The sequence below is a fragment of the Winogradskyella endarachnes genome (assembly GCF_009741275.1).
Classification (GTDB): Bacteria; Bacteroidota; Bacteroidia; order Flavobacteriales; family Flavobacteriaceae; genus Winogradskyella; species Winogradskyella endarachnes.
Map to the genome: position 1 here is coordinate 201,349 of NZ_WOWS01000002.1, position 12,465 is coordinate 213,813.

The 12,465-nt window shown below is 30.7% G+C and carries 12 protein-coding genes; 7 read left to right on the forward strand and 5 right to left on the reverse strand.

Translation table 11 applies throughout. From position 1 onward, the window contains the following. Positions 1-91: 91 nt before the first annotated feature. Complete coding sequence (gene tamL, locus GN138_RS05550) at positions 92-2,677, reverse strand: translocation and assembly module lipoprotein TamL (RefSeq protein WP_157362803.1); 2,586 nt, start codon at positions 2,675-2,677, stop codon at positions 92-94. A gap of 168 nt (positions 2,678-2,845) precedes the next feature. Here tamL and GN138_RS05555 point away from each other — a divergent pair, with 168 nt between their 5' ends. Further along, on the forward strand, positions 2,846-3,580 hold the full coding sequence (locus GN138_RS05555) for a TrmH family RNA methyltransferase (RefSeq protein ID WP_157362804.1): 735 nt from the start codon (positions 2,846-2,848) through the stop codon (positions 3,578-3,580). Here the strand turns inward: GN138_RS05555 and porT are convergent. Together porT and ubiE are read right to left on the reverse strand one after the other, a co-directional pair. Continuing rightward, positions 3,567-4,283 (reverse strand): type IX secretion/gliding motility protein PorT/SprT, encoded by a 717-nt coding sequence (porT, locus tag GN138_RS05560; RefSeq protein WP_157362805.1) that lies wholly within the window; start codon positions 4,281-4,283, stop codon positions 3,567-3,569. The genes GN138_RS05555 and porT overlap by 14 nt on opposite strands. Position 4,284: 1 nt before the next feature. Continuing rightward, positions 4,285-5,016, reverse strand: coding sequence for a bifunctional demethylmenaquinone methyltransferase/2-methoxy-6-polyprenyl-1,4-benzoquinol methylase UbiE (ubiE, locus tag GN138_RS05565; RefSeq protein WP_157362806.1), 732 nt, complete (start codon positions 5,014-5,016; stop codon positions 4,285-4,287). Between the two features lie 195 nt (positions 5,017-5,211). On the opposite strand from ubiE, the gene trkA reads away from it, so the two are divergent. The 5 genes from trkA (at position 5,212) to GN138_RS05590 (ending at position 9,206) form a co-directional block, all read left to right on the forward strand. Then, on the forward strand, positions 5,212-6,561 hold the full coding sequence (trkA, locus tag GN138_RS05570; RefSeq protein ID WP_157362807.1) for a Trk system potassium transporter TrkA: 1,350 nt from the start codon (positions 5,212-5,214) through the stop codon (positions 6,559-6,561). Positions 6,562-6,572: 11 nt separating this feature from the next. Further along, positions 6,573-8,075 carry a TrkH family potassium uptake protein gene (locus GN138_RS05575; RefSeq protein WP_157362808.1) on the forward strand — a complete coding sequence of 501 codons (1,503 nt, stop codon included), beginning with the start codon at positions 6,573-6,575 and terminating at the stop codon, positions 8,073-8,075. Between the two features lie 186 nt (positions 8,076-8,261). Beyond that, positions 8,262-8,510, forward strand: a complete 249-nt coding sequence (locus GN138_RS05580; RefSeq protein WP_157362809.1) for a hypothetical protein — start codon at positions 8,262-8,264, stop codon at positions 8,508-8,510. Between the two features lie 132 nt (positions 8,511-8,642). Continuing rightward, the gene (locus GN138_RS05585) at positions 8,643-8,933 is read left to right on the forward strand and encodes a hypothetical protein (RefSeq protein ID WP_157362810.1); all 291 of its coding nucleotides are present in this window, start codon (positions 8,643-8,645) and stop codon (positions 8,931-8,933) included. Positions 8,934-8,945: 12 nt separating this feature from the next. Beyond that, complete coding sequence (locus GN138_RS05590) at positions 8,946-9,206, forward strand: hypothetical protein (protein ID WP_157362811.1); 261 nt, start codon at positions 8,946-8,948, stop codon at positions 9,204-9,206. A 53-nt stretch (positions 9,207-9,259) separates the two neighbouring features. On the opposite strand, the gene GN138_RS05595 is transcribed toward GN138_RS05590, so the two are convergent. Continuing rightward, positions 9,260-10,444 (reverse strand): pyridoxal phosphate-dependent aminotransferase, encoded by a 1,185-nt coding sequence (locus GN138_RS05595; RefSeq protein WP_157362812.1) that lies wholly within the window; start codon positions 10,442-10,444, stop codon positions 9,260-9,262. A 34-nt stretch (positions 10,445-10,478) separates the two neighbouring features. After that, on the reverse strand, positions 10,479-11,576 hold the full coding sequence (locus tag GN138_RS05600) for a fatty acid desaturase family protein (RefSeq protein ID WP_157362813.1): 1,098 nt from the start codon (positions 11,574-11,576) through the stop codon (positions 10,479-10,481). Between the two features lie 146 nt (positions 11,577-11,722). On the opposite strand from GN138_RS05600, the gene rsmG reads away from it, so the two are divergent. Then, on the forward strand, positions 11,723-12,352 hold the full coding sequence (gene rsmG / locus GN138_RS05605) for a 16S rRNA (guanine(527)-N(7))-methyltransferase RsmG (protein ID WP_157362814.1): 630 nt from the start codon (positions 11,723-11,725) through the stop codon (positions 12,350-12,352). Positions 12,353-12,465: the final 113 nt, after the last annotated feature.

Here is a 12,465-nt window from a genome sequence, read left to right on the forward strand (position 1 = left end):
GAAAACGATATAGTACTAAAACTATCTTAATCCCCTGATTTTATTAGAAGCTTATTGTTTTAAACACTAATAATTGTGATGTATAATAATACTAAAAAGGATAATTAATTCCAATGTTAAAAACTGCATTGGTAAAATTATAATTTCTAAACCATCGCTTATTGGTAGGTTCGGAAGGGTCATACGTTTTAAAACCAGTGTCTAAGCGCACAACAAAGAAATCAAAATCGTAACGTAAGCCAAAACCAGAGCCAACGGCTATGTCTTTTAAAGAATCTAAATTGGTGAAAGTTGAAGCTTCGTCTGTAACGTTGTCTAGTACGTTCCATATATTACCAGCATCTACAAATAATGCACCATGCCATTGACCAAAAATATTAAAACGTTGTTCTGCACTAAAATGAAGTTTAAAATTGGCTTCGTTAAACTCATTAGTAGAATTTGAGCTTCCTGGTCCCAAATTGTATGCAGACCAAGCTCTGTTATCGTTTGGTCCACCAGCAAAGAAACTTTCTGCAAAAGGAATACTATTAGAGTTGCCATAAGGTATGGCTATACCAGCATAACTTCTAAAAGCTAAAACGTTTTGCCTGCCTAGGTCAATATATTTTATATAATCTATTTCTGTTTTTATGTATTGAGAGAATGCTACATCAAAAATTTCATAATTTCCTGCATCGTTTTTAGACACATCTGTTAATTTAGATATTGCAGATAAAAAATTCCCAGCCGATTCTATTCGCCATTTAAAAATTGAAAAGTCGTTGTCAAAAATATTTTTTCGTTTGTCTTTTTTATAGTCAAAACTTGTTGAGAATATAAGGTTGTCTTCTGTTAACCGTTCTTTACGTTCTTCAATGTTTTGAACTGTAGAGTAGTCATCGTCATTTGATGTTAAACTGGTATTATTAGATAGTACATCTTCTATAAAAACGTCTGCAGGATAATATGGTGTAGATAGAGAATCGTCGTACAACTCTTCTCCATCAGCTATGTAACCTATATCTTCTGCAATAGAATTTAAGCTATTATAAGAATTTGTGTAAACGCCAAAGTAATTGCTTGTGTTTAAGTTTCTTATAAAGTTTATATTAAATAGTTCTAAGGTGTTTGTTACTGTTTTAGAAGGGAACCAATTGTAACTAAAAACACCCGATAATGATTGTTTATCTAAACCTATATTTTGCTGACTCGTTGCAGAAATAGACATAGATGTGCTAGGCGACATAAATTTGGGAATAATTTTAGCGGTTTTAAACGGACTAAATAATCTAGGAATAGTTAATCTTATGTTTCCTCCAAACTCATTAATATCAAAAAAGCTAGTTTCTCCGGCTGCAGGATCTTGAGATGCTCCAATGGCTGCAATACCAGATATTTCAAGTGTTTCTGCACCTCTAAAAACATTTCTAATTTTTAAACCTGTACTAAAAGAAAATCCTATTTTTTGAATATTACTTGTGTTTATTTCGGGTTCAAAACTTAAGTCATATTTTTTTTTTGGTTCTAGCCTTATGTTTGCCGTGAGCGTGGAATCGTCTTCGTTTTCTATATACTCTATGTCTGGATATCTAAACATTTGTAAATCGTTTAGGTATCGTTGCGTTCTGGTTCTGGCAATATCACTGTAAGTATCTCCTTTATGTATAAAAATAGCATCTGTGATTGCTTTAGGTCTATATTTTAATTTCTCTTTACTGTATAAATTATAGTTTCTATGTTTGGTGGTATCTGTAATTGGTAGAAATCTGTTTTCATAATTACTGTCTGTAAAAATATTAACTTCCTTTATTTTATATATCTTAAAAGGTAAAACAGTAACCGAATCTTCATTCCTTATAATACGGTTTCCTATTTTTAAGTCTGTATGTACTTTATGATTTGTATCTATAGTGTCAATATCAAATCTTATGTAATCTTGCCCAAAATGATAAAAACCAGAATTTCTTAAAAAGGTATTGATGCGTTCGCGTTCGTTTATAAAATTCTCATCATTATATTGCTCTCCTTTTTTAAGTAAAGAGTTTGCTATAAGTTTTGGGTATAAAGACTCTATTTTAGGACTGCTTATGTATGGGTTTAAAGAATCTAATATATAAGGTGTATGTTTTATAACTTTATATGTTACTTGCGCTAATTTATTACTATCTTTTTCTACGCTGTAACTTACTTCATTATTAAACCATCCTTTACTATAATAATATTTTCTAAGATTAGTTACAGTGTTTTCTGTTTTATCTTCGTTATAAATTACAGGTTCTTCTCCAATACGCTTTAACCAAGCATTAAAATTACGTCTAGATTGTAATTGTTTATTAAATTGTTTTTTAGAAAGTAAAGCAATTCTTCGTTTTACTTTTAAAGAATCGCTTAACACGTTAGTTTCTATAATAGAATCTATATTTGGTCTAGCTAGATTGTATATGTGCAGTTTTAAAGGGAACCCAAAGAACTTACGCATTCCAGAATTGGTTTTCTGAATTACAATATTATTAATACGTTCATTCATTACAGTATTACCATCCTCTACAATAGTATTATTTGTTATTAAGTGTTCATTGTCTTTTACTCGTTTTACAACATTACAAGAGCTTAATAATACCAAACACAAAATGGAGAATAAACCTTTTAAAAGTGATTTGTATTCGGTTTTTAATATGGAGGGAAATTGGTGCAAGATCTAACCTTAGTTACTTTTTTGATTAATGATAATTAAATAACAAAAATAATACCATTTCGCTTTTAGAAACAGTATCAACGCTTTAATTTTGAAACGGCATAAACTCAAAAAAAAGGTTTACTTTGTACGCTAGATGTTTCGTCTAACAAATGTAAAGACATTTTAATGTTATCAAAGAATCAAATAAAGTTAATTAAAAGTTTAAGTTTAAAAAAGAACAGACAGCAAAATGGTTTGTTTTTGGTTGAAGGCATAAAAGGAATTTCAGAATTTTTAAAATCAGATTTTGTTTTAAAAACCTTGTATACAACAAAACCTATTTTTAAGGCTGACGCTCAATTGATTTGTGAAATATCGGAAGCAGAATTAAAAAAAATAACATCCTTAAAAAATCCAAATACGGCCTTGGCCATTTTTGAAATTCCTGAGCAAATTAAAAATCAGACTGATGGTTTAATTGTAGTGTTAGACGATGTAAGAGATCCTGGGAATTTAGGAACCATAATTAGACTCTGTGATTGGTATGGTGTTAAAAATTTAGTTTGTAGTAAAAATACAGTTGATTGTTACAATTCTAAAGTTGTACAAGCCACTATGGGATCATTAACAAGAGTGAATATAGAATATTTAGATTTAGAAATGTACCTAGAATCTTCTAAATTAGATGTTTTTGGAACCTTGTTAGAAGGTGAAAATATATACACTGCAAATTTGCCAAAAGAAGGCATTATTGTCTTAGGAAATGAAGCTAATGGAATTTCTGAAAGTATTAAGGCTAAAATAAACAGAAAGATATCTATACCTCAGTTTGGTGTTATAAAAGACACTGAAAGTTTAAATGTAGCTAATGCAACGGCAATTGTGTTAAGCGAATTTAAACGACGTACTATTGAAACGTAAAGTTAATAAAAACACCACGCGTTTGCATTTTGGCAATATTTCCTGTCCATGGACTGTTAGGGTCAACATCTCTAATGTTTTCATCTTTGATAGAAAAAATACCTCGTATAGAAGGTGTAAATTTAAAATAGAGTAGATACATGTCTATACCAAAACCAATTTCATAAAAATAATTGTTTTTGGTCATTCTAAATTCTCCTGCGCTGTTATCATTAGGGTTGTCTTGGTTGCTAGATAAATTTAAAGCTGTTGAAAAGCCGCCAACTATAAAAGGCTTAAAATTATTAATTCGTTTTGTAGAAATTTTTAATAATAATGGTATATGAACATAGGTAGATTTTACTTCTCTTAATAGGTCAGAATTGTTAAAATCCATACCATTAAAATAACTCTCGTCATATTTTAAATTTCTTGTGGTAAAAAAAACACCAGGTTCTAATCTTAAATTAAGATAGTTGTTAATACGCATATCGCCAATAAGGCCTAAATGAAAACCACCTGTAGTTTCAACTTGTATGTCTTTTAGATTTTGGTTGTAATCAAAATTAAAATCGTATTGATTATACCCAATAAAATAACCCCAAGTTAGAAATTTTTGGTCAATATTATCTACGGAATTGGTTACTCGCTCTTTAGTAAACATTTGTGCAGACAAAGTTTGAAAGGCAAATAAAATGGCTATTATAAATACAAAACGCTTCATATTATGCTTTAGATGCTGAATAAATTGTGGCAACGCCCATGGTTTGTGGTTTGTGTTCCACATTAATAAACCCAATTTTTGATAAAATATTGTTTAAAGCTTTACCATATGGAAAAACTGAAGCAGATTCACTTAAATATTTATAAGCAACACGGTCTTTAGAAAACAGCTTTCCTATAGTTGGTAAAATAAATTTAGAGTACACTTTATAACCAAATTTATAAATTGGATTTGTAGGTACTGAGGTTTCAAGAATAACAAAAATACCATTTGGTTTTAGTACTCTTAAAATTTCGGCTAAACCTTTCTCTAAATTTTCAAAATTACGAACTCCAAAAGAAACAGTTATTGCATCAAAAGTATTGTCGTTAAAAGGTAAATCTTCAGAATCTCCAATAACCATAGAGATAATATTGTCTAGATTTTTAGCTTTAATTTTTTGTCGTCCAACTTCTAGCATGCCATCACTAATGTCTAAACCCGTTATGTCTTTAGCATTTGTAGATACCAAGTTAATAGCAAGGTCACCAGTTCCTGTAGCGATGTCTAAAATGTTTTCAGGTTTGTGGTTTGCAATCATTTTAACCACCTTTTCTCGCCATTTTACATCTATTCCAAAAGAAATTACACGATTTAAACCATCGTACTCCTTAGAAATTGTATCGAACATTTTAGTTACCTGAACCTTCTTAGATTGGTTACTATCTTTATATGGGTTAATTTTTTCGGCCATAAAAATTTTTGGCAAATATACGTATAAGTTACAAGGACATAAAAGGGTTAGTATTTAAAGTTTAATAGAATTAAATGTATAAATTTCTTGTATTTAACACCAAATGCTTAAGATTGTAAAACAACTTAAACATTATAAGCATCCATAAACTTATAACTTATAAGTATATTTGCATGCTTATATCAACGAGATACAATGAAAATAATTATCGCAGGTGCAGGTGAAGTAGGATTTCATTTAGCGAAACTACTTTCTTATGAGTCGCAAGAAATCACCTTAATAGATACTAAAAAGGATAGTCTTGGTTATGCAGGTAATCATCTAGATATTAGAACTATTAAAGGTGACGCTACTTCTATTGAAATTCTAAGAGATGCACGTATAGATAGTGCAGCATTATTTATTGCTGTTACGTCTTCAGAAACTACAAATATTACAGCTTGCGTATTAGCGAAGCAATTAGGTGCTAAACGAACAATAGCGCGTATTTCTAATACAGAATTTATAGAACATAAAGATACAGTTGGGTTTTCTAAAATAGGAATTGACGAATTAATTTCGCCTGAATCTTTAGCGGCTTCAGAGATTGAGTTATTATTAAATCAATATGGTTTTAATGATACTTATGAGTTTGAAGATGGAGCTTTAACCATGCTAGGTTTACGTATTTCTAGAACAGCAACTTTTGTTGATAAAACCGTTAAACAGGCTGCAGAATTATATTCAGAATTGCACTTTATTCCCATTGCTATTCAACGTTTAGGCACGCAGTATACTATTATTCCTAGAGGTGATACCATTTTTAAAGAAGGTGATAAGGTCGTTTTTATGACTTCTGAAGGTGGTGATGAAGAGTTATTTGAATTATCTGGTAAAGTAAAAGTTGAAATTAAAGATATTATGATTCTCGGCGGAAGTCAGATTGGTCTTAAAACGGCCAGAGACCTTTGTGCTAGTAAGTTTAATGTAAAGTTAGTAGAAAGTAAAAGAGGAACAGCAGAAGATTTAGCAGAAGACCTACCAAACGCCTTAATTATTTGTGGAGACGGTAGAAATGTAGAAATATTAGAAGAAGAAAATATATCTGATCAAGATGCTTTTATTGCGGTAACAGGGAATTCTGAAACTAATATTATGTCTTGTTTATTAGCCAAATCTAAAGGCGTAAAGAAGACTATTGCTTTAGTAGAAAATATGGATTATTATCAATTATCACAATCAATTGGTATTGATACATTAATCAATAAAAAATTATTGGCAGCGAATAATATTTTTAGATATATTAGAAAAGGTGAGGTGGTTGCAATGACTAAGCTTACAAACATGAATGCTGAGCTGTTAGAATTTGTAGTGAAACCAAATTCTAAAATTACTAATAAATTAATTAAGGATTTAAATTTTCCTAAATCAGCTATTTTTGGTGGTGTTATTAGAGAAGGAAAAGGTGTAATTCCGTTAGGAGACTTTAAAATTGAAGCAGGTGATCGCGTTGTAGTATGTTGTTTACCGCGCTCAATTTCTAAGGTTGAAACATTTTTTGCTTAATTAAAAAAGTTATGTCTCGTATAAAACTCAATTATAAAATCATTTTTCATTTTTTTGGATTGCTATTATTATTTAATGGTGGTTTTATGTTGATTTCGACATTAATCAGTTTTATTTATAAGGATGGTGTTACCCTTCAGTTATTAACTTCTGGTCTTACAACATTAGGAATAGGTACTATTGCAATGTATAGAACTAAAGACCATCGTAAAGAAATGAATAAGCGAGAAGGTTATATTGTTGTTGCTTTTGGGTGGATAGTAATGTCCTTATCAGGTACTCTACCTTATGTAGTTACAGAAGCGATTCCTTCTTTTACAGATGCTTTTTTTGAAACCATGTCTGGTTATACTACAACTGGTGCAAGTATATTAAATGATATTGAAGTTGTACCAAAGGGAGTTTTATTTTGGAGAAGTATAACTCACTGGATTGGTGGAATGGGAATTATTGTATTAGCTATAGCTATTTTGCCATTATTAGGAGTAGGAGGTATGCAATTATTTGCGGCAGAAGCTCCAGGTCCTAGTGCAGACAAATTACACCCAAGAATTACAGATACTGCAAAACGTTTATGGTTAATTTATTTTGGGTATACAGCAGCAGAAACAATTTTATTACAAATTGCAGGAATGTCTTTTTTTGATGCAATTAATCATGCGTTAAGCACATTGTCTACAGGAGGATTTTCTACTAAAAATGCAAGTGTAGCTTATTGGAATGATAATCCGGCAATACAATACATTATTATCTTCTTTATGTTTTTAGCAGGTACCAACTTTGTGTTAAGTTACTATTTGTTTAAAGGAAAGGTGGCTAAAGTACTTAAGGATGAGGAGTTTAAATTGTATTCTACTTTTGTAATTGTGTTTACAGCCATAGCTGCGGTATTAATATATTTTAGAGCAGATGTATCTATATCTTCTATAGACCATCCTATGGTTTTAGGTGAGGCTGAAAGTGCTATAAGACATGCGTTATTTCAGGTTTTAACGGTTATTACAACAACCGGATTTGTTTCTGCAGATTATACGCTTTGGACACCATTTTTAACGGTATTCTTTTTTGGATTGATGTTTTTAGGTGGTTCTGCAGGCAGTACCTCTGGTGGTGTAAAAGTAATGCGTCAGTTAATTTTAATTAAGAATAGTTTCTTAGAATTTAAACGCGCTTTGCACCCTAATGCTATTGTGCCTGTAAGGTATAATGGGAAATCCGTATCAAAAGATATTGTATTTAATGTTTTAGGTTTCTTTATTCTTTATATGTTATCTTTTATAGTTGGTGCATTAGTGTTTTCTATGTTTCAAATGGATTTTGAATCGGCTATTGGTCTCTCTGCATCTAGTTTAGGTAACGTTGGACCAGCTTTAGGTGATTTTGGACCTGTAAATAATTATGCAGCATTACCTCCTTTAGGAAAATGGTGGGCTTCTTTTTTAATGCTTATTGGTAGATTAGAATTGTTTACAGTTCTAATTTTATTGACCCCTTTCTTTTGGCGAAATAGATAAATTTTCAATTTTTTTAAAGATTTTTTAAATTATAGCTAGCCTATATTCTCACTAATAGTTTCGTGTTTTTAGATACTATTAATTTGTTAAGTGTTGATATGCAATATGTAACATTTTAATTGATTCTACGTCTTACTTGTATAACCAACATGTGCTGAACTCGTTTCAGTATTAAAATCATCAATCATGGAATTAGTATTAAACACATCATTAAAATCAGTACCAGAACCCATTGCGGTATCTAACTTTACATCAAAAGGCTTATTAACTTCTAATTACAAATCTATTGTAAAAGAGAATTATATAAAGTCAACAAAAAAATCAATTTTTGGAATGAGACAACGCATTAAGTCCTCTCAATACAGAATGATAGACCATACAGGAGCTATCTTAAAATTAGCTGTATTTGCGATAGTATTAATTGCTCTGTTTTAAACAGAAATTAGAATAGTACAGAACTATCAACTGGCACATTAATTTGTGCCTTTTATGTCTTTAGAAACCTAGATTTAAAAATAGGAGGCTATCAATTCAATTCTTTTATTAACTATTTAATTTATAGAAATTATGTCTACAGGAGCAATGAATGTTAGTATTAAGAACAATCTAAACTTGCTTTCTAAACGAGATAAGTTAAGAAATAGACTTGGAGGCTATAAACCAAATAGTAAAACTGAGTATAATTTACCTAAAGCAACAACAAAACAATTAAAGGATTTAAGTAATCGCTTAAAAGAAGAGCATAAAATTAGAATGCTAAAAGTGATTATGCTTTCGGCTATATTATTCCTATTGCTTGTAGGTATCTTTTTATATACTACCGAAGGAATTATTGAGCTAATAACAATCAATCCTTAAAAATTTAAACTTATGAGTTTTGGCGTAGTACAGACTATGATTTCGACTTTAAGGAACAATGATAATTTGCGTTCTAAAAGGGAAAAGTTTAAGAAAAAATATGGTAAAAATATCTCTATAGAAAAACCAGAATATGACTTCCCTGAAGCAACACCAGAGATATTAAATGCAATAAGAAAAAAGATAAAAAAGGATAACCAAATATTATGGCTAAAGGTCATAATTTTAACTTTTCTTATTCTATCGTTTTTGGTTTGGATAACCATAAAATAAAAAAGACCTTTCTTTAAATAGAAAGGTCTTTAATATATTTTAAAAACGTAATTTTAACTTAATGCAGTTTTAATACGTTTTATAGCTTCTTTAATTTCATCTTGAGATGCTGCATAAGAAATACGTATACAATCCGGATTTCCAAAAGCTTCTCCAGTTACTGTTGCTACTAAGGCTTCTTCTAATAGAAATAAAGAAAAATCAGACGCATTATTTATTTCTTTTCCTTTAATCGTTTTTCCGAAATAAGCAGAAATATTAGGGAATACATAAAAAGCGCCTTCTGGTTCATTAGATTTAAATCCTTCTATTTCACCTAATAAATCTAAAATTAATTTTCGTCTTACTTTAAATTCGTCTACCATATATTTTACACAAGAAGCAGGTGCTTCTAATGCTGTTATAACAGCGCGTTGTGCAATACAGTTTGCACCACTAGTTACTTGGCCCTGAATTTTATTACAAGCTCTAGCAATCCAATCTGGTGCGCCAATGTAACCAATTCTCCAACCTGTCATAGCAAATGCTTTAGATACACCATTTATGGTCACTGTTCTATTATACATATCGTCAAATTCTGCCATACTAAAATGACCACCTTTAAAATTGATGTGTTCATAGATTTCATCAGAGACCACATAAATATTAGGATGCTTTTGTAAAACATCTGCTAATGCTCTTAGCTCTTCTTTACTATAAACAGAACCACTTGGATTACAAGGAGAACTGTACCAAATCATTTTAGTTTTTGGTGTAATAGCAGCTTCAAGTTGAGCAGCTGTCATTTTAAAATCGTTCTCAATAGATGTTTTTACTTCAACAGGTACGCCATCATTTAATTTAATAATATCACTGTAACTTACCCAATACGGACAAGGTAAAATAACTTCATCACCTTTGTTTAACATCACAGATGCAATATTGTATAAGGCTTGTTTTGCACCTGTAGAAACTACAATTTGCGGAAGTGAATAACTAAGGTTATTATCGCGTTTAAATTTAGTGATAATTGCATTTTTTAAATCTACATAACCGTCAACAGGTGTATAACTGTTATAGTTCTGGTTAATAGCTTCAATAGCTGCATCTTTTATAAAATCTGGTGTATCAAAGTCAGGTTCCCCTAAACTTAATCCAATTATATCTTTTCCTTCTGCCCGTAATTCTCTGGCTTTTGCAGCCATGGCAAGCGTTGCTGATGTGGCTAGGTTGTTAATTCTATCCGAAAGTTGGTTCATGTGGTTGTGTTGATTTTTTGTATTGCGAAATATATTAAGCCATAGTAGGCTTTTGTCCTAATTGTTTTAATTGTTGATAGTGTTCTGCAACAGCTCTCCACATTGTTTTGTATTCGTTATAAGGTAAACTGAATTCATGTGCAGTTTCTTTAACTATTTTTGCAATGTGCTTGTAATGAACATGACTAATGTTAGAGAATAGGTGATGCTCAACCTGTCTATTTAAACCACCTGTATAGAATTCTACAATCCAACTTTTTGGCGAAAAGTTAGAAGTGGTAAATAATTGGTGAATAGCCCAAGTGTTTTTCATGTTTCCATTTTCATCTGGTAATGGCATTTCTGTATTTGGCATTACGTGAGCTAACTGAAATACTACACTTAAAATCATTCCAGCAGTGTAATGCATAATTAAAAACCCGATTAAAACTTCCCACCAAGCGTAACCTAATGCTAAAGGTAAAACTACCCAAATGGTATAATATATTATTTTGCCTATAATTAATTTAGTCCATTGTGTTGCCGGATTAGGAAAATCGCCGTAAGATAACTTGCGTTTTAGGTATTGATACGTTTGCTTAAAATCGGTAGAAATGGCCCAATTTACAGTTAGTAAACCGTAAAGTAAAAAGGCATAATATTTTTGATATTGATGAATTTTTAACCACTTAGCATGTTTAGAAAAACGAATAATTCTACCAGCATCTATATCTTCATCATGGCCTTGAATATTTGTGTATGTATGGTGTAGTACGTTGTGTTGCACTTTCCAGTTGTAATCATTACCAGCTAAAATATGAATACTGCTACCCATAAGTTTATTAACCCATTTTTTACTAGAAAATGAGCCATGATTTGCATCGTGCATTACATTCATGCCAACACCAGCTATTCCAATACCAATTATTATCATGGCTATAATTTGTAACCATGTAGGTAAGTCGTTTATAGATAATAATAACACTAAGGGACCAAGAAGTAAGGTAAACATTACCACGGCCTTTATATATAACTTTCTGTTTCCTGTTTTTTTAATATTATTTTCTTTGAAGTAATTGTTAACACGTTTGTTAAGCGTTCTAAAGAATTGAGCAGAGTCTTTTCTAGAGAATTTTACGGTTTGTTGCGCCATATAATAAATTTATTTATGTTATAACGTAAGGGATTTAAAATCATTATAACAAAGCAAAGATAGTTAATAAATAAAAATCAACCTTATCCAAGTTAACATAATTTATACAGTTTAAATTTAAGTATTTTTGCTTAAATTTTTTAGTAATGAAATTGATCCTTAAATACTTCCCAAATCTTAGCGAACATCAAATTCAACAATTTGAAGCTTTAGAAGCACTTTATAAAGACTGGAACAGCAAAATAAATGTAATTTCTAGAAAAGATATTGATGAGCTTTATTTAAGACATGTCTTACATTCCTTGGGTATTGCAAAGGTGATGAATTTTACGGATGGATCATCAATTCTAGATGTAGGTACAGGTGGCGGATTTCCGGGTGTACCTTTGGCTATACTATTTCCAGAATGTCATTTTCATTTGGTTGATAGTATTAACAAAAAGCTTAAAGTTATTAATGCTGTGACTGAGGCTATTGAGCTCACCAATGTAAAAACAACACATAGTAGAGTAGAGGCTATAAATGATACTTTCGATTTTATTGTAAGTAGGGCAGTTACCACAATGCCAGAATTTACCACTTGGGTAAAAGGAAAAATAGCTAAAACCCAGAAAAACGAATTAAAAAACGGTATTCTCTATCTTAAAGGCGGTGATTTAACCGAAGAGTTAAAGCAATATAAAACCGTAAAAGCGTATTTATTATCTGATTATTTTGAAGAACCATTTTTTGAAACAAAAAAAGTGATTCACTTACCGTTAAAGTATAAACCATAAAGTATATTAACAGCATAGTGGTTTTGCCTAACTCTAAAACCCCTGAAAACAGGGTGAATTAAAATCTTTTTAATCTCGAAATTTACACTCTCTAAATAGTAGTAATCGTTTTT